Source organism: Nonomuraea jiangxiensis, from assembly GCF_900099965.1.
Classification (GTDB): Bacteria; Actinomycetota; Actinomycetes; order Streptosporangiales; family Streptosporangiaceae; genus Nonomuraea; species Nonomuraea jiangxiensis.
Map to the genome: position 1 here is coordinate 148018 of NZ_FNDJ01000018.1, position 18276 is coordinate 166293.

Annotated in this window: 15 protein-coding genes; 7 read left to right on the plus strand and 8 right to left on the minus strand. The window is 69.3% G+C overall.

The features are described 5' to 3' along the window. Window positions 1-18 precede the first annotated feature (18 nt). The 4 genes from BLS95_RS34755 to BLS95_RS34770 all read right to left on the minus strand — a co-directional run bounded on the left by BLS95_RS34755 (window position 19) and on the right by BLS95_RS34770 (window position 5280). Complete coding sequence (locus BLS95_RS34755; protein ID WP_090941422.1) at window positions 19-1278, minus strand: SAM-dependent methyltransferase; 1260 nt, start codon at window positions 1276-1278, stop codon at window positions 19-21. Window positions 1279-1284: 6 nt separating this feature from the next. After that, window positions 1285-2634, minus strand: a complete 1350-nt coding sequence (locus BLS95_RS34760) for an FAD-binding oxidoreductase (protein WP_090941425.1) — start codon at window positions 2632-2634, stop codon at window positions 1285-1287. Between the two features lie 142 nt (window positions 2635-2776). Further along, on the minus strand, window positions 2777-3748 hold the full coding sequence (locus BLS95_RS34765) for a 2-hydroxyacid dehydrogenase (protein ID WP_090941428.1): 972 nt from the start codon (window positions 3746-3748) through the stop codon (window positions 2777-2779). Next, window positions 3745-5280, minus strand: a complete 1536-nt coding sequence (locus tag BLS95_RS34770; RefSeq protein ID WP_143043985.1) for a serine/threonine-protein kinase — start codon at window positions 5278-5280, stop codon at window positions 3745-3747. The genes BLS95_RS34765 and BLS95_RS34770 overlap by 4 nt, the downstream gene beginning before the upstream one ends. Window positions 5281-5401: 121 nt before the next feature. Between BLS95_RS34770 and BLS95_RS34775 the strand changes: the two genes are divergently transcribed. Beyond that, the gene (locus BLS95_RS34775) at window positions 5402-6523 is read left to right on the plus strand and encodes a CaiB/BaiF CoA transferase family protein (RefSeq protein ID WP_090941434.1); all 1122 of its coding nucleotides are present in this window, start codon (window positions 5402-5404) and stop codon (window positions 6521-6523) included. 206 nt (window positions 6524-6729) lie between these two features. Here the strand turns inward: BLS95_RS34775 and BLS95_RS34780 are convergent, their stop codons facing one another. Next, entirely contained in the window at window positions 6730-7182 is a 453-nt protein-coding gene (locus BLS95_RS34780; RefSeq protein ID WP_090941437.1) for a GyrI-like domain-containing protein, read from the minus strand. Between the two features lie 97 nt (window positions 7183-7279). On the opposite strand from BLS95_RS34780, the gene BLS95_RS34785 reads away from it, so the two are divergent. Next, the gene (locus BLS95_RS34785) at window positions 7280-8719 is read left to right on the plus strand and encodes a GuaB1 family IMP dehydrogenase-related protein (protein ID WP_090941592.1); all 1440 of its coding nucleotides are present in this window, start codon (window positions 7280-7282) and stop codon (window positions 8717-8719) included. A gap of 12 nt (window positions 8720-8731) precedes the next feature. Here the strand turns inward: BLS95_RS34785 and BLS95_RS34790 are convergent, their stop codons facing one another. Beyond that, on the minus strand, window positions 8732-9490 hold the full coding sequence (locus BLS95_RS34790) for an SDR family NAD(P)-dependent oxidoreductase (protein ID WP_090941439.1): 759 nt from the start codon (window positions 9488-9490) through the stop codon (window positions 8732-8734). 77 nt (window positions 9491-9567) lie between these two features. Between BLS95_RS34790 and BLS95_RS34795 the strand changes: the two genes are divergently transcribed. The 3 genes from BLS95_RS34795 to BLS95_RS34805 all read left to right on the plus strand — a co-directional run bounded on the left by BLS95_RS34795 (window position 9568) and on the right by BLS95_RS34805 (window position 13426). Then, on the plus strand, window positions 9568-9942 hold the full coding sequence (locus tag BLS95_RS34795; RefSeq protein WP_090941442.1) for an FKBP-type peptidyl-prolyl cis-trans isomerase: 375 nt from the start codon (window positions 9568-9570) through the stop codon (window positions 9940-9942). Window positions 9943-10431: 489 nt separating this feature from the next. Next, window positions 10432-11955, plus strand: coding sequence for an ATP-dependent DNA ligase (locus tag BLS95_RS34800; RefSeq protein ID WP_090941444.1), 1524 nt, complete (start codon window positions 10432-10434; stop codon window positions 11953-11955). A gap of 781 nt (window positions 11956-12736) precedes the next feature. Then, window positions 12737-13426, plus strand: a complete 690-nt coding sequence (locus BLS95_RS34805) for a septal ring lytic transglycosylase RlpA family protein (RefSeq protein WP_176993539.1) — start codon at window positions 12737-12739, stop codon at window positions 13424-13426. A gap of 1063 nt (window positions 13427-14489) precedes the next feature. Here the strand turns inward: BLS95_RS34805 and BLS95_RS34810 are convergent. Continuing rightward, window positions 14490-15089, minus strand: a complete 600-nt coding sequence (locus BLS95_RS34810; RefSeq protein WP_245765470.1) for a DUF1707 and DUF4870 domain-containing protein — start codon at window positions 15087-15089, stop codon at window positions 14490-14492. Between the two features lie 133 nt (window positions 15090-15222). Between BLS95_RS34810 and BLS95_RS34815 the strand changes: the two genes are divergently transcribed. Continuing rightward, window positions 15223-15567 (plus strand): hypothetical protein, encoded by a 345-nt coding sequence (locus BLS95_RS34815; protein WP_090941452.1) that lies wholly within the window; start codon window positions 15223-15225, stop codon window positions 15565-15567. Window positions 15568-16191: 624 nt separating this feature from the next. Then, window positions 16192-16329, plus strand: coding sequence for a hypothetical protein (locus BLS95_RS56060; RefSeq protein WP_176993540.1), 138 nt, complete (start codon window positions 16192-16194; stop codon window positions 16327-16329). Between the two features lie 414 nt (window positions 16330-16743). On the opposite strand, the gene BLS95_RS34820 is transcribed toward BLS95_RS56060, so the two are convergent. Continuing rightward, complete coding sequence (locus BLS95_RS34820) at window positions 16744-18138, minus strand: IS256 family transposase (RefSeq protein ID WP_425434768.1); 1395 nt, start codon at window positions 18136-18138, stop codon at window positions 16744-16746. Window positions 18139-18276 lie beyond the last annotated feature (138 nt).

Genomic DNA, 18276 nt, shown 5'->3' on the forward strand with positions numbered 1-18276 from the left:
CGTAGGGTCGGACGAAGGTCAGGGCCAGTCGAGGGCCGGGCGCAGGGAGACGCCGGAGCGGCCTTCGTGGTCGAGTTTCACGGCCAGGACCTGGTGGAGCTGGACCTTGTTGCGTTCGAAGCCCACGATGCAGCCCGCCATATAGAGGGCCCACACCCGAGCCGTGCCCATGCCCACCTCCTGGACCGCGTCCTCCCAGTTGGCGTCCAGGTTGTCGCACCAGTGGCGCAGGGTCTTGGCGTAGTGCTCCCGCAGGTTCTCCTCGTGGCGGATCTCGAAGCCGAGGTCCTCCATCTGCCTGACCAGCCAGCCCACGGACTCGATCTCGCCGTCGGGGAAGACGTACCGGTTGATGAAGCCGCCCTTGTTGAACGTCTTCTCCTTCCCGGTCGGCCGGGTGATGCAGTGGTTGAGGAGGCGGCCGCCCGGCCTGAGCTTGCCGTAGAGGAACTCGAAGTAGGACGGGACGTTGGCCTTGCCGATGTGCTCGGTCAGGCCGATCGAGCTGACCGCGTCGAACCCGGTCTCCTGGACGTCCCGGTAGTCCATGAAGCGGACTTCAGCCAGGTCCTGCAGGCCGGCGTCGATGATGGCCTGCTGGGCCCATTCGGCCTGCTGCTTGCTCAGGGTCACGCCGAGCGCCTTGACGCCGTAGTGCTTGGCGGCGTGCATGACCATGCCGCCCCAGCCGCAGCCCACGTCCAGCAGGCGCATCCCGGGCTTCAGGTCCAGCTTGCGGGCCACCAGGTCGAACTTGGCGTATTGCGCCTCCTCCAGCGTCGCGTCCTGCGACGGGAACACCGCGCACGTGTAGGCCATCGACGGCCCCAGCACCCACCGGTAGAACCGGTTGGACACGTCGTAGTGGTGGTGGATGGCCTCGGCGTCACGCTGCTTGGCGTGCCGGGAGCCCAGCTTGGCCAGGGCGCTCTGCCGCATCTCCTGCGGGGGCGGCGGCACGCGCATCAGCAGCGGCTTGACCCCCAGCGACCGCACGGCGGCGATCTTCTCGGACGTGGTCAGGTCGTTCGTGGTGATGTTCCACATCCGGTCCAGCAGCGCGTACAGGTCGCCGTGCACATCGATGTGGCCGGAGATGTACGCCCTGGCCAACCCCAACTCCCCCGGAGCGTGGGCCAAATACGCGACCGCTATCGGGGACTTGACCTCGATGGCGAGGTCGGCCCCGTCCGGCCCGGCTTTGCTGCCGTCATAGGCCATGAACGCGACGTTCGCGTCCGGGCCGACAATCTTTTCAAAGATGGTTGCCAGAGCCATCTGCTCTCACCTTCCCCGCACACACTTTTCGTACAGGTCCAGCAGGCGCCCATTCGGGTCGTATTCCCGCTTGACCGGCCAGTAGGCATCGCCGTTGTACAGCCGCCAGAACTGTTCACGGGCGTAGAAGGAAGTCGAGTAGAGCGACTTGTGGCCGTCGAGATCGTGCACCGCGTTCTCGATGAGCCGGTTGTAGTAGCCGTCGAACTGTCCCCGCGGCAGCGGGACCATACCCCAGAACCCGAAGTTGACATAGAGCCTGCCCGGCTCCAGCGGATAGATCGGCCAGCGGGATCCGGCGCGCAGCGGGCACATCCACACCGGTGTCATGCCCACCTTGTCGTTGAAGAACTCCAGGAACTCCGATCCCCGCTCGATCGGGGTCTCCACGTCCTGGATGACCGACTCCTGCACGGGCCGGTCGCGCCAGCGGTCGATGCGCGCGGTCACACCGTGTTTCCGGTCGAGCGCGACCAGGCGGCGGTAGACGTCGGAGCGCATCCAGCGGCGCGGCATGAGCGAGCGGACCACCGGCTGCTGCACGCCGAAGGCGCGTGAGCACCAGAACCAGTCGGTGTCCCAGCGCCACAGGTAGTCGCGGATGGTGAGCCAGTCGCGGTTGCGCTGCCGGATCGACTGGTAGTAGATCCGCATCCCGGTGTAGTCGGACACGTACGGGGCGCGTTCGGCGAAGCGGCCGACCGTGATGTACATCTCGCCCGGCTGGAAGAAGACGCCGTCCACGAAGTCGACGTTCTCGCCTTCGTGGACCATGCTGTCGCAGATCTCCGCCATGGCCAGCATGCACTTGGCGGCGTCGGTGAACTTGAGGTGCGTGAGGTGCACGTACGGCTGCACCTTGCGCAGCTTGATCCGGATGCGCAGCGCGTAGCCGAGGGTGCCGTAGGAGTTGGGGAAGGTCCGGAACAACTCGCGGTGCTCGTTGTCGTCGCGGGCCACGATGATGCGCCCGTCACCGGTGAGGATCTCCAGCTCTTCGACCGACTCATGTGGCAGGCCGTCCCTGAAGCTGCTGGACTCGATGCCGAGCCCCGTCACGGCCCCGCCCAGCGTGATGGTCTTGAGCTGCGGCACCACATACGGCATGAGCCCGTGCGCCAGCGTGGCGTCCACCAGGTGCTCGTATGTGGTCATGCCCTGGACCTCGGCCGTCATGGTCTCCGGGTCGACGCTGATGACCTCGTCGAGATCGCGGGCCGAGAGCTTGGCGGTCCTGCCCCCGTCACGGAACCTGAACAGGTTGGACGTGGACTTGGCCAGCCGGGGCGCCGCCCCGCCAGGGATCTCGGCGTACGACTGCCTGATCTGCTCTACTGCCCGTCGGTGTGTCGACATCGTCGTCGTCACAGAAGCACCCCCTTGAGCTGGTAGAGATCGTCCGTAAGACGTTATCTCCCACAGCGGACCCGGAACAGACCGGGGTCGTTAAAGACACGAAAACTGTTCATAGTGCCAGGTGAAACGGCTATCCGGGAGGCTAATCAGCAAACTTCCTGGTGATCACCGGTGGCACGCCGTTCAGCACGCCCTCCACCTCGCGTCCTTCCACCGCGGCGGCCAGATTGCTCAGTGTGATGGCGAGCAGGCGGCTCGTCGACTCCGACGTGACGCCCGCGACGTGCGGGGACAGCAGGACGTTCGGGAGCTCGCGCAGCGGGTCTCCGGCGGGCAGCGGCTCGACGTCGAAGACGTCCAGCGCGGCCCCGCCCAGGTGCCCCTCGCGCAGCGCCGTCACCAGCGCCTCCTGGTCCACGACGCCGCCCCTGGCCGCGTTCACGAGCAGGGCGCCCTCCTTCATCCGGCGGGGATCGACGAGGGCGCGGGTCTCGTCGGACAGCGCGATCACCACGATCACGACGTCACTCGCCGCCAGGAGCGTGTCGAGATCCTCGAAGGCGGGTTCGGCGCGGGGCGTGCGGGTCCAGTAGGTCACCTGGCAGCCCAGCGCGCGGAACATGTCCACGCAACCGGCGCCGATCGCGCCGTAGCCGACGACGCCCACCCGCCGGCCCGCCAGCTCGCGGGGCTGCAGTTGCTGCTGGGGCCACTCACCGGCGCGGACGGCGGCGTCCGCCTCACCGAGCTTGCGCAGCAGGGCCATCGCGGCGGCCAGGCACCACTCCGCGACCGCGACGGAGCTGACCCCGGGCGTGTTGGCCAGCGGGACCCCCGCGGCGGCCAGGGCGTCCAGGTCGTGGCCGTCCACGCCCACGGAGGGCTGCTGGACGAACGCCAGCCGGGGCGCGGCGCGCACCGCCGCGGCGTCCAGCACGAGCGTGCCCGTCCAGTCGCCGAGCACGATCTCCGCCTCCGGCAGCGCCGCGAGCAGCGCGGCCCGGTCGCGCGTCGCGGGCACGCTGACCCGCACCCGGTCGCCGAGCGGGTCGAGCAGGCGACGCATCAGCCCCTCGGGCAGCGGAGGCAGCGCGAGCAGGTTCCAGGGACTCATGCACCCACAGTAAAGCTGCCGATCACCTTCCGCATCAGTGGTCTGTTGCGCATCCACTGACCCTCGGTGACCGTCCACGACACGACGTAGGCGGTGTTGCCGTTCACCAGCACCCGCCGTATCTCGTGGTAGCGCCTGCCCGGCCTGGCCCATGGGGCGTCGCCGGCCGTGCCCGCGGTCCAGGAGAACTCCCACTCCACGGCCGTGGCGCCCTGGTGCCTGACGGTCCTGCGGCCACGGCTGACGACGTTCTGGGCGTTCGCCTTGAAGGTCTCCTCCGAGTCGCGCAGGATCTGGTGCGGGTCGAGCTTGGCGTAGACGGCCTCGACCCCGAGGTGAGCGTTGCCGTCCCTGCGGGTCCACTCGGTGTAGGCCTCCTCCAGCGCGCCCCGCCAGCCGGTGGGCCGCATGATCGTCCAGCCGTCCCGCGACGTCCACGCGCGTACGACCGGGGCGGCCCTGGTCGCGCTCGGCGTGGACGTCGGTGTGGCCGTGACAGTCGGGGTCGCCGCGGGGGGCGTCGTGAACGGGCTGGTCGCGGCGGCGGGCAGCGGGGCGGCCCGCGGGGTGCCCTCGGCGGGCGTCGCGAGCCGGAAGTACGCCACCGCGCCGCCCGCGAGCACCAGCACGGCCGCCGCGCCCGCGGCCAGCACGGCCCGGCCACGGCCGCCGCCCGGCTTCCTCTCGGGCACGTCCCGGTCCTCGTACGCGGGCTTGGTCGCGATTATGTCCGAGAGCAACCGGTCGGCCTCCTCGGCGCTCACCCGGTCCTCCGGCTCCTTGCGGAGCAGGCCACGCAGCGCCGGATGCATGATCGGCGGGATCCTGCGGTAGTCGGGCTCCTCGCTGAGCAGCGCGTTGAGCGTGGCCATGGGGTCGCCCCGCTCGAACGGGGAGCGCCCGACCATGCACGCGTACAGCGTGGCGCCCAGCGACCACAGGTCGGAGGCGGGTCCGGCGTCGGCGGCGCGGACCCGTTCGGGCGCCAGGAAGCTCGGCGAGCCGGTGACCATGCCGGTCTGCGTAAGCGATGGGTCGCCCTCGGCCTGGGCGATGCCGAAGTCGGTGAGCACGGCCCGGCCGTCGTCGGAGAGCAGGATGTTGCTCGGCTTGACGTCCCGGTGCAGGATCCCGGCCTCGTGGGCGGCCCTCAGGGCGGACAGCACCTGCCGGCCCACGTCGGCCGCCTCGCGCACCGGCAGCGCGCCCGAGGTCAGGACGACCTCCTCCAGCGAGGGGTGGCGCAGCAGCTCCATGACGATCCACGGCCGGCCGTCCTCCTCGACCACGTCGTAGACCGCGACGACGGACGGGTGGTTCAGCTTGGCGGCCATACGGGCCTCGCGGGCGGTGCGCATGAGCTGGCGTTCGCGGTCGCCGGGCGGCAGCCCGTCGGGCAGCAGCACCTCTTTGATGGCGACCTGCCGGTTGAGCAGCGTGTCGCCGCCTTCCCAGACCACGCCCATTCCCCCGCGACCCAGTTCGCGGAGTAACTGGTAGCGCCCCGCGACAAGGCGGTTACTGTCCGACACGATGTCCTACCCCTGTTGACCACCCGAACACAGCAGGCAAGTTTCCCATACCTCCCACGGCTTCGCCGGAAGTCCGGACGTCGGCTTGCGATAGATCACCGAATGTTGTTCTACTGTGGAGATGCCTGAAGTTCGCAAGGGGCCGCTGGCCGGGGTGCGCGTGCTGGAGCTCGCGGGGCTCGCCCCCGGGCCGTTCGCCGGGATGATGCTGGCCGACCACGGTGCCGAGGTGCTGCGGATCGACCGCGTCAAGGCGGTCTCCGACCGGCCCAGGACCGACGTCATGAACCGCGGCAAGCGCACGATCGGGCTGGACCTGAAGGCGCCCGAGGGCGTGGCGGCGCTCAAGGAGCTGGCCCGGCACGCCGACGTGGTGATCGAGGTGTTCCGGCCGGGTGTGGCGGAACGGCTCGGCATCGGGCCCGACGACCTGCACGCGGTGAACGAGCGGCTGGTCTACGGCCGCATGACCGGTTGGGGGCAGGACGGGCCGCTGGCGTCCACGGCCGGGCACGACATCGACTACATCGCGATCTCCGGCGTGCTGTCGATGCTCGGCCGGGCCGGCGAGCAGCCGACGCCGCCGATCAACATCCTGGGCGACTTCGCCGGCGGCGGGCTCATGCTCGCCTACGGGGTGCTGCTGGCCCTGTTCGAGCGGGAGCGGACCGGGCGGGGGCGGGTGGTCGACGCGGCCATGGTGGACGGGGCGGCGATCCTGTTCTCGATGTTCTACCAGGCCGTGCAGGGCGGTCACTGGGGCGCCCGGGGGACCAACCTGCTGGACACCGGGGCGCCGCAGTACGACACGTACGAGACCGCCGACGGCCAGTACGTGGCGGTGGGGTCGCTGGAGCCGCAGTTCTGGGAGGCCATGGTGACCCTGATGGGGCTGACCGACCTGCCCGACCGGCACGACCGGGCCCAGTGGCCGGCGCTGAAGGCCCGGCTGGCGGAGGAGTTCAGGAGCCGGACGCGGGCCGAGTGGGAGGCGATCTTCGAGGGGTCGGACGCGTGCGTCTCGCCCGTGCTGTCGATGGCCGAGGCCCCCGAGCACCCGCACAACGCCGCCCGCGGCAGCTTCGTCCGGGTCGGCGAGGTCACCCAGCCGGTGCCCGCGCCGCGCCTGGTCGGCGTGCCGGAGCAGGACCTCTCGCCGGCCACCCGGCTGGCCGACCTTTCGGGGTGGGGGCTGCCGGCGGAGGTCACGGACAAGCTGCGCGACCAAGGAGTGCTGGCCTGACGAGGGACGGGGACGCCGGACATCAGCCTGACGAGAGACCGGAACGCCGGACATCAGCCCTGACGAGGGACCGGGACTCCCGACATCGGCACTGGCAAGAGGCCGGGTCGCCGGCATCAGCCTGGTCGCACGCCGGGACCTTGGATCGGCCGGAGGGCCGCCCGGGCCGGTCCCCTTCAGACCGGTCGCCGGCGGTTCGGTTGCTTTCAGATCGCGATGTAGAGGTCCACGCCGTCGCGGTGGTGGACCTCCAGGTCCGTGGTGAACGCGCGGGCAGGCGTGCCGCCGGCCTCGGTGTGCTTCCACACCTCCTGCCAGGCGTCGACCAGCGCCTGCGGCATCGGGCCGCGGGCCTGCAGCCTGAGCGCCTGGGCGGCCGGTACGCGGACGGCCACCATCCCCTCGGGCAACCTCGGCACGGTGCGCACGCCGATCCCCACGACCTGCGTGTAGGCCCCGTTGTGATCGCTCTCGTAGTCGGTCAGCACGGCGTAGAGATTCTCGTCCACGCGCGCCGGCACGTGCGCGAACGCACCCGGCGCACCCGCCCGCTGCCACAGCGTGGGCAGTTTGGCCCGCGCCGGATCCAGCTCGTCGGCATTCGAGGTACGTACGGCGAAACCGACCACGGTCAGTTCTGCCCTGTCAATGACGTCCACAGGCCCTCCCCTCCCCCAAAGTGTCCCGGCCGATCATAAGCCACCGAGAAAGTGGGAAACCCCTCGATGTAACAGGCACCACATAAGATGGATGAACGTGAAGTTTCTTAATGACCTCGAGCCTCCCTACGATCTGACCTACAGCGACGTCTTCATGGTCCCGTCGCGATCCTCGGTCGGCTCCAGGCTCGCAGTCGACCTTTCCACCAACGACGGCACGGGCACCACCATCCCCCTTGTCGTGGCGAACATGACCGCGGTCGCCGGCCGGCGCATGGCCGAGACCGTGGCACGGCGGGGTGGCATTGCCGTGATCCCGCAGGACATTCCCCTCGATGTCGTGGCGAACGTCGTCGACTGGGTCAAGAAACGCGACCTCGTACATGACACGCCCCTCACGCTCACCCCGCACGACACCGTCGGCGAGGCGCTGCAACTGCTGCCCAAGCGGGCGCACGGCGCGATCATCGTGGTGGACTGGGAGAACCGGCCGGTCGGCGTCGTGACCGACGCCGACTGCCAGGGCGTGGACATGTACACGCAGCTCTCGCAGGTCATGTCGAGCGCGCTGCTGACGTTGCCCGCCGGGCTCGACCCGCGCGGCGCGTTCGAGCGGCTGCACGAGGGGCGGCACCGGCTGGCGCCCATCGTGGACGAGGGCGGGCGGCTGGTGGGCATCCTCACCCGTACCGGCGCGCTGCGGGCCACCCTCTACCGGCCCGCCGTCGACGGCTCGGGCCGCCTGCGCATCGGGGCGGCGGTCGGCGTGAACGGCGACGTGGCCGCCAAGGCCAAGGAACTGCTGGAGGCCGGGATCGACTGCCTCGTGGTGGACACCGCGCACGGCCACCAGGAGAAGATGATCTCCGCCCTGCGCGCCGTCAAGGCGCTCTCCCCGGGCGTGCCGGTCGCCGCGGGCAACGTGGTGACGGCGGAGGGGGTGCGCGACCTGGTGGCGGCCGGGGCCGACATCGTCAAGGTCGGGGTGGGCCCGGGCGCCATGTGCACCACGCGGATGATGACCGGGGTCGGGCGGCCGCAGTTCTCGGCCGTGCTGGAGTGCGCCGCCGAGGCGCGGCGGCTGGGCCGGCACGCGTGGGCGGACGGCGGCGTGCGCCACCCGCGCGACGTGGCGCTGGCACTGGCCGCCGGGGCGTCCAACGTGATGATCGGGTCCTGGTTCGCAGGGACGTACGAATCGCCCGGCGACACCCACACCGACGCCAACGGGCGCAAGTACAAGGAGAACTTCGGCATGGCCTCCGCACGTGCCGTGCGGCTCAGGACGGCGGACGACTCGCCGTTCGAGCGGGCGCGCAAGGCGCTGTTCGAGGAGGGGATCTCGACGTCCAGGATGTATCTCGATCCCAAGCGGCCGAGCGTGGAGGACCAGATCGACGGGATCGTGGCCGGGTTGCGGTCGTCGTGCACGTACGCGGGGGCGGGGAACCTGGAGGAGTTCCACGCGCAGGCGGTCGTGGGGATCCAGAGCTCGTCCGGGTACGCCGAGGGCATGCCCCTGCACCAGAGCTGGTGACCACGGGAGCGGTCACTCGACGCGTCGCCAGCCGCCGGCCGCGTTGATGCCGCCGTCCACGTGCACCGTCGTGCCCGTGACGAACCTCGCCAGGTCGCCGGCCAGGAACACGGCCGCTCCCGCCGCCTCGCTCGGGTCACCGAGGTGGCCCAGCGGCGGGACGCGGGCCGGGTCGTAGGGCAGCGGGTGGGCGAGCATGCGCTCCCGTACGTCCGACTCGCCCTCGGTCCGCAGGGCGTCGGGGGCGATGGCGTTGACCCTGATGCCCCTCGGGGCCAGCTCCAGGGCCAGCGACCGCGTCAGGCTCTCCAGGGCCGCCTTCATGGCCGCGTACACCGCGAACCCCGGCGCGGCCTGGTGCGCCTCGCTGGAGGTCACGTTGATGATCGACGAGCCCGCCGCCATCATCGGCAGCAGGCGCCGGATCATGCCGGTGACCTGGGTGAAGTTCTCCTCGATCAGGGTCTTCTCGCCGCGCGGCGAGGTGTCCGCGAACGCGGCGTGGAAGGTGCCGCCCGCGTTGTTGACCAGGACGTCCACCCGGCCCCAGCGCTCGGAGACTGCCCGCGCGAACACCTCGACCGCCGCGTGGTCGCGTACGTCGAGGGTCATCGCCAGGTCGGCCTCCGCCTTGTCGCGGTCGCAGACGGCCACGTGGGCCCCGAACGCGGCGAACGTCTCGGCGATCGCCCGCCCGATGCCTCTGGCCGCGCCGGTGACGACGGCCACGCGCCCGGTGAGCAGGATCGCATCGGGAGAAAGGGCGGCCATGAACGATGACGATATCCCGAGCGCATAGAGTCGTCGGGTCCATTCTCATCGTCAACAATCGTCAACAGGAGCACTTCGTGGCACTCGAAAAGCCCGAGATCGACTTCCCGGAGGGCAACCCGCCCGCTGACCTGGAGATCGTCGACCTGACCGTGGGCGACGGCCCGGAGGCCAAGCCCGGCCACACCGTACGCGTTCACTACGTGGGCGTGGCGTTCTCGACCGGGGAGGAGTTCGACGCGTCGTGGAACCGCGGCGACGCGTTCGAGTTCCCCCTGGGCGGGCGACGCGTCATCGCCGGCTGGGACCAGGGAATCGCGGGCATGAAGGTCGGCGGCCGGCGCAAGCTGGTCATTCCGCCGCATCTCGGATACGACAGCCAGGGCGCGGGCGCCCGCATCAAGCCGAACGAGACGCTCATCTTCGTCGTCGACCTGCTGGGCGTCCGCTAGCACGGCTCTCCGGGGGACGAACGGTCCGTCGCTACGGGCGAGGCCCGCAGCCAACAGGGCGGGCCACCATCCCGGTCGGCCACCCCGGAGCGGGCGGGCTTGGCGCCTACCCGGCGAGCCACTGGAAAGGGACGGAGCCATCGTCCCGGCAGACCGCTCGGCCGTCGTCCCGGCAGACCGCTCGGCCGTCGTCTCGGCAGGCCGCTGGGAAGGCACGGCGCCGTCGCCCCGGTCGGCCGCCCAGCCGTCGCCCCGCCCAGCCGTCGCCCCGCCCAGCCGTCGCCCCGGTCGGCCGGTGGGCCGGTTGGCCGGCGTTCTGGGGCGGGCGCTCGGAGCGGCGGAGCGGTGTCCTGGCTGGGCGTTCGTAAGGGTGGGCCTCCGTGATGGTCGCCCACCCTTACGTTTCCTTTGCCCGCCTTATACGCACCCGGCCGCTTCTCCCCGAATTCCGAGTGGGGAAATGTCGGCTGGGTAAGGCAACATAGGCGTGTGCTTCTGATCGACGTCGTCCGGGTGTCCGAGGCAGTGGCGCGCACGTCCGCCAGGCTCGGCAAGATCGGCCTGCTGGCGGAGCTGCTCGGCCGGGTCGGCCCCGACGAGGCGGAGACCGCGATCTCCTACCTCTCGGGCGAGCTGCCGCAGCGCCAGGTGGGCGTGGGCTGGCGCACCCTGGAGGACCTCCCGCAACCCAAGCTGGCCGCCACCGCCACGCTGACCACCGTCGACGCGCTGCTGAGTCGGATCAAGGCCGTCTCCGGGCAGGGCTCGCAGGCGGCACGCAAGGCCCTGGTGGAGGAGTTGTTCGCCGGGCTGACGAGCCAGGAGCAGCAGTTCATGCGCAGGCTGCTGTTCGGGGAGTTGCGGCAGGGCGCACTCGACGGCGTCATGATCGAGGCGGTGGCCAAGGCGTCGGGTGCGCCGTCGGCCGACGTACGGCGGGCGCTCACGTTGCGCGGCTGGCTGCCCGCGGTCGGGGCCGCGGCGCTGGCCGGTGGGGTGACGGCGCTGCACGAGTTCCGGCTGGAGGTGGGCCAGGCGGTCTCGCCCATGCTGGCGAGCAGCGCGCCCAACGTCGCCGCCGCGCTGGAGAAGGCGGGCACGCCCGCGGCGCTGGAGTGGAAGCTCGACGGCGTCCGGGTGCAGGCCCACCGCTCGGGTGCCGAGGTGCGGGTCTTCACCCGTACGCTTGACGACATCACACCGCAGGTGCCCGAGCTGGTCGAGGCGCTGCTCGACATGCCGTCGGAGGACCTGGTGCTGGACGGCGAGGTGATCGCGCTGCGTCCCGATGGGCGGCCGCACCCGTTCCAGGTCACGGCCAGCCGGGCGACCAGCAAGACCGACGTCGCCACGCTGCGGGAGCGGACGCCGTTGAGCGTGTTCTTCTTCGACGCGCTGCGGGTCGACGGCGCCGATCTGCTCGACCTGCCCTATGAGCGCCGCCAGGAGGCCCTGATCCGTACGGTCCCGCGCTCCCTCCTCACGCCGCGGCTGGTCACGGAGGAGGTGGCGGAGGCGGAGCGGTTCTTCATCGACGTGGTGAAGGCAGGTCACGAGGGCCTGGTCGTCAAGTCGCTGGCCGCCCCCTACGCGGCCGGCAGGCGAGGCGCGGGCTGGATCAAGGTCAAGCCGCGGCACACCCTCGACCTGGTGGTCCTGGCGGCCGAGTGGGGCCATGGGCGTCGCGAGGGCAAACTGTCCAACCTCCATCTGGGCGCGCGCGACCCAGAGGGCGGGTTCGTGATGCTGGGCAAGACCTTCAAGGGGCTGACGGACGAGCTGCTGGCCTGGCAGACCGAGCGCTTCCTGGAGCTGGCCGAGGGCCCCACCGACTCGTGGACCGTCACCCTCCGGCCCGAGCTGGTGGTGGAGATCGCTTTCGACGGGGTGCAGCGGTCGCCGCGCTATCCCGGGGGGATGGCGTTGCGGTTCGCGCGGGTGCTGCGTTACCGGCCGGACAAGCGGGTGGAGGACGCCGACACGGTGGACACCGTACGCTCCCTCATGCTGTGACCTCGTCGGGCATGCCATGCCTGGATTACGACACCGCCGGATCCACCGGCCGACCCACGCTTGCGTCACACGGGCCTGACCCGATCCCCTTCGGGTGAACACCGAAGCTTTCGCGAAAGCTACCGCCGTCCCCGATTAACCCCGCCACCCAGGCCACCACATTCCCCGCCCAGGCCCGTACACACGCGCTCCGAGCCCCACACGCGCTGCTGGGCCGCCGCATGCGCTACCCCACACCCCTGAGCCGCGCCCTGCAGCACACCGCATCCACACAGACAGAGCCACCGCACGCGTGCGTGACCCCCATACGCACGACCGAACCGACCACCCCACGGCCCGCACACAGGCTGGGCCGCCGCACCGCAACACTGAGGCCGCCGCTCGGCTGAGCCCCCACACGCCAACCGACCCCATGGCTGGCCCCCACACCACCCGCGCCCACGACCGACCCTCACACCCCCGCACTCACGACTGGGCCACCGTACACACCGCATCCACGCAGGCAGAGCCACCGCACGCGTGCGTGACCCCGCACGCGTGCGTGACCCCCGCACGCACCCCCACCTATCCGGGAGTTGGACGCGAAGGTCGTGTGCGCGACACGCGTGAGATATGTCACTGTATATATCCTTAAGTTGCCTTTACGTCCCTTTTGTCCCATATGTTCGTCTTCACGTGCGGGATCCCCTAGCCCGCCTGCGGATCGGCCGTCGACAAGCCCATCACCCCCGTTGACCTGGCCTTTCCTTCCCCTATCCCCGAACGAGGACTGTGGTTTACCTTGGGCAAGCACTCCTACAAGCCCTCTCGCAAGCCCGCCCGCCGCTGGGCGGCGGTCGTCACCGGTGCGGTGCTCGTGGCCGCCGCTTCGACCACCGCCTGGGCGGCGACGATCGGCAACGACTCCCCTGTACGCACGGCAGCCGCCATCGACTCGGCCCCGACCGCGATCGCAGCCACCCGCCAGCTCACCCCACAAACCCCCACACCGGCGCCGCAACCCGCGAAGCCACGGACAACACCGTCACCCAAGTCCACGCACAGCACCCGTACGGCGCCGAAGGCCACGAAAACGGCCTCACCACCGAAGCCGAGCGCAGTTCCGCACCCTTCGCCGACCACCCGCCCGAAGACCGTCGAGACCTCCGAGCCCAACAAGCGCAGGAAGCACAAGAACCGCGTCCTCGCAGCCGGAGCCTGCGGCGCCTCGTACTACGGCGACCCCCAGATGACCGCCAGCGGCGAACGCTTCAACCCCTCGGCCATGACCGCCGCCCACAAAACCCTCCCCCTGGGCAGCAGGGTCCGCGTCACGAACCCGCGCAACGGCGAGTCGGTCACCGTCCGCATCAATGATCGCGGCCCGTACGTCGGCGGCCGCTGCCTCGACCTCTCCGAAGCCGCCTTCGCCGCCATCGGGAACGTGGGCGCGGGCGTGATGCGAGTCAGGTACGAGGTCCTGTCCCACTGAATGCCCCAGCGCTCAGTGCGCGTCTGTCTGACGCAATGTACTCCTGCACCACCAGACGACGAACCAACCGCCAGACGACTAAAACACCCAAATGATGACGATCAACCCCAACCCCGGAGGCCGATGACCTTCACGCCCACAGGCGCACTAGCACGCACAGGCTGCGCTAGTGCGCCTGCTGTGCACCCCCAACTCACCGCCACCACCCCAAGGCCACACGGCCCCACCGCCCCCACAACACACACACCCCCACGACCCCCAGGACCTCAAAGCCTAAGAAGCCCCAAAGCCCACGAAGCCCACGAAGAGCACCAGAGCCCAGAAAGCGCATGAAGCCCATGAAGCCCATAGGCTCAGGACTCCACCGTCCACCCCAGGACCCACCACCCACCACCCACCACCCACGGCCCACGGCCCACGGCCCACGGCCCACGGCCCACGGCATCGAGGACGCTACGAGCGCGAGGATGCCGACGGCACGTAGATGCCGACGGCACGTAGATGCCGACGGCACGTAGATGCCGACGGCACGTAGATGCCGACGGCGCGTAGATGCCGACGGCGCGTAGATGCCGACGGCGCGTAGATGCGCGAGGATGCCGAGGGCGCCGGGGCACACCAGCACAGTTGACACGCACAACCGCCAGCACAGACCACCACCAAAAGCGCCGGACGGCTCCGCACGCTAAGCCACTGGCACCCCGGAGCCACTGCGCACGTTACGTTCACCAGCACACCCCGAGCGCCGGCACCCCACGACCGCCTTGCCCTCCCCTCGGCGTTCGGGCACCTGGATATCGGGCAGCCCGGCATTCAGGCACCCAAGCCTTCAGGTTCCCGGGCCTTCCAGGTTCCCAAGCCTTCAGGCATCCTCACCTTCAGCACCCCGCCACCATCAAAGCGGCGAGCCCTAGCAGCCGGGCCTTGGGGCGCTTGGGCACCTCGGCACTTGACTGCTTGGCTGCTTGGGCGCCTGGACGGGTCCGTATCCCGCCCCGCCCAGGGAATCGCCGACCCCACCCCAGCGCGCGTTTCGTTGGCGGGCCGGTTCTGACCTGTGGCGTTATTTCACCAGGCGAATTGTCAGGGGGTAGCGGAAGGCACCCTCCGTAAGGGCCGAGATGCCCCCGACGATGGCAAGAACGACGGCTGCCACCCAGATGAACGGCAAGAGCACGACGCCGATGATCGTGAACGGCAGGAGGACCGACGCGCCCGTCACCGTGATCTGGAAGTTGAGTGCCTCCAGTGCCTGCTTGCGGATGTAGGGAGAGGTCTTGCCTCCGGTGAGGAGCAGGATCAGCGGGCCGACGATCGGGATTCCGACGAGCAGCAGGAAGTGCGCGGCGGCGGCGCCCAGGCGTTCGTTGCTCTCTGGCGCGCGTTCAGGGTGGATCGGGGTCGAGACCGCTGACGGGCCGGGCTGGGGCACGACTTGGGTGCCGTAGAGCTCCGTCATGATGGGCATGAGATCGCCGTGGGTACGCGCCGTCATCGCGCGCTCCAGGCGATCATCGAACTCGAGCTTGTCGAAGCGGCCTTCCGCGTAGGCGGCCTTGACGTGCTCGACCACGTGCTCGCGGTCCTGGTTGGTGACGCGCAGATGAGCTGACGGCACCTGTCCCGGCCCGGGGCTTTTCGGTACCCCAGCCATAATTGCCATGCCTCTCCTTAGAGAATTGGGCAGTCATCTCTCATACTGCGTCACCGAGGCAGCGAGCGGCATCGGGAGAATCCCCGATGTATCCCCTAGATCATCCCCGACGCATGGCCTCCAGACGGTATAAAAAGGATTCATGAGATGGCGAGACCGCTACGGCATTCGCCGGCTGCGTGGGCCCAAGATTGCCAGATTCGACCGCGAGGCGACGGATGCCGACATCGAAGCGCTCATCGCCTTTGCCCGTTCGCGGCGTGGCGTCGAGTTCTACGTCGAGCCAGAGACATTTGCCACCGACACGACCGCTGTTGCGGTGGCCGACGACGGCGAGTGGACCAGACGCAGGGTGGGCTCCCCTGCTGTGATCCACAAGGTCGCTCGCGATCTTGCCCTTCCGGTGTACGACGTTCAGCTCACCGGGTATCCGCAGCGTATGCGCGCGTACAACGAGCGCCGCCGCCGCGAGGAAGGCACCCAATAGCCCAAATAACCAAATTCCGAATGGCCAGTACTGTCCCCCAGTCGCCAACCCCCAGGTCACCAAGCCCCCAGTGGCGAAACCCGCAAGTCCCCGAGTGGCCAAGCTCCCCAGTGACCAAGTCTCCAAAGTACGAAGCAGCCACCCTGAAGTGACTCCCCTGTCAGGCCGCAACCCCTCCAGTCCCCATGCTGTCGAGAGACCCGAGCAAACCAAGCGGCCGACAGGCCAAGCGATCCGACCTGGCCAAGCACCCGAATACGCCAAGAATCCCTACCGAACCGCCCGATGGGACGCCACCCGTCACCACCAGATGACGGGTGCTCCCGTTGAGCGGTCCTGTTCCCCTTCCTAGCCGTCGGACCTGTACGTCAAAGTGCCACCACCATCACGTGCACTGTTGGGGCTGCGGCCAGAGCCACGGCCTGGCGTGACACGCAGGTCCGCACGCTCCCCCGATAGTCAGCACACATTCCGGCAGTCCAAGATCGAGCGCTGGGTCAGCGCAGGGCTACTACTCGATCACCGACGTGCGGATGTACCGGGCCCAACCGCCGACCGCGCCAACACGGCCAACTCGACCACTGACGACGCGGACACAACCGACCACCTACTGGCCGCACGGACATGACCGACGCGACCGCCGACCGCGCCAACACGACCGACCCGACCACTGACCAGGCGGACATGATCGACCACCTACTGCCGCGCGGACACGGCGGACACGGCTACTGGCCGCACGGACACGGCCGACCCGACCACTGACGGCCGACCCGACCACTGACCGCGCGAACACGGCCGACGCAGCTGCCGAGCGTGCGAACACGGCCGACGCAGCTGCCGAGCGTGCGAACACGGCGGACCCAGCCGCCGACCGTGCCGACATGACGGCCTCAGCGGCTGGGCGGGTCGACATGACGCCTTCGGTGCGGCGCCACAACCAGCTCGGCGCGTTCGGCACGACCCGTTCTGAATGAGAACCCGACCGGCCCAACACCCCAGCAAGACCGGCCCCCAAGCATGCCCAGCACGAGCGGCACTATCGGCACCCCAGCATGCCCGGCACGAGCAGCACGAGCAGCCCGACTGCAGGGCCTGCACGACTTGCACGACTGGCTCGGCCAGGAGGTTGTCACTTCAAGTGTGTAAAGATCGTTCTTGAGAGCTAGAGGCCGGTCTTTACTTGATACGTCCTGGATAGGCGATGTCGAGTTCGATGAGTGCTTCGCGCCAGCCGATGGTGCGCTGTCCCTCGATCAGGCGGGCGGTGCTGGGCGAGTTCTTGATCTTGCCGGTTTTCTCCTTGTGCACGGCGCGTTCGCGGGCGCGTTTGTCCTCGATGTTGATGATGGCCAGCCACAGCAGCTTGACCACGGCGTCGTCGCCGGGGAAGTGCCCGCGGGCCTTGGTAACCTTGCGCAGCTGGTAGTTCAGCGACTCGATGCCGTTGGTGGTGTAAAGCAGCTTGCGGACCGCCGGGGAGAAGGCGAAGAACGGCGTGAAGCGATCCCAGGCGGTCTCGAACACGCGAGCCGCCTGCGGATACCGCTGACCCCAGACGGAGGCGGTGAAGTCGGCCAGGGCGTCGAAGGCAGCCTCCGCTGTGGGCGCGGTGTAGATCTTCTTCAGTTCTGCGGCCACCGCGGCGCGGTCGCGGCGGGGCACCGGCCGCAGCGCGTTCCTGATCATGTGCACCACGCAGGTCTGCACGGTGGTGTGCGGAAACGCGGCATGGATGGCCTCTTCGAAGCCGGCCAGTCCATCGGTGCAGGCGATGACGATGTCGCGCACGCCGCGGTTGCGCAGGTCGTTCATCACCGCGCTCCAGAACCGGGCGGATTCGCCGGCTGTCGCGCTCTCCAGCGGGGTCTTGGCCAGCCAGATGCCCAGCACGTGCTTCTCGCCCTCGGCGTCGATCCCGACGGCCAGGTAGGCGGGCTTGGCCTGCACGCTGTGGTTGTCACGCACCTTGACCACGATGGCGTCCAGGAACACCACCGGATACACCGCCTCCAAAGGTCTGCTCTGCCAGGCGCGGACCTCTTCCAGCACCGCGTCGGTGATGTTGGAGATCGCCTCATGGCTGAGTTCGGTGTCGTAGATCTGGCGCAGGTGGTGCTGGATGTCACGGACGCTCATGCCGTGCGCGTACAGGCTGATGATCATGTCGTCCAGGCCGCCGGAGATACGGCCGGCCCGCTTGGGCACCAGCACCGGCTCGAACGTGCCGGCCCGGTCCCGCGGCACGGCCAGCCGGACCGGCCCCACACCGGTCTGCACCGTCTTGCCGATCCTGCCGTTGCGGGAGTTGCCTGTGCCGTGGCCGGCCACCTCGTGCTTGCCATAGCCCAGATGCGCCGACAACTCGCCCTCCAAGGCGCGCTCCAGCACCGCCTTGACCAACTCACCGAGCATCGAACCCTCTCCCGTCAGCCGCAGCCCGCCCGCACCGTCGCGAGAACGCTCCAGCAGGACGTCCAGCACCTGATCGCCGAGCAACTCCCGCAGCGGCACCGGCTGCTGCACCGCACCGGAAGGGGGGTTTTGCCCGCCATGATGAGCAGCCGCCCCCAGCAGCGCCGATGCGTCATCATGCTGGTCTTGCCCCACCGCGGCCAGCGCGGATCTTCCCCGTGTCGTGGACATGATCGTGTTCTCCCCCGAAATGGTGAATGATCTTTCTAGACTTCCGTCTACGTTTGGTGATCATTT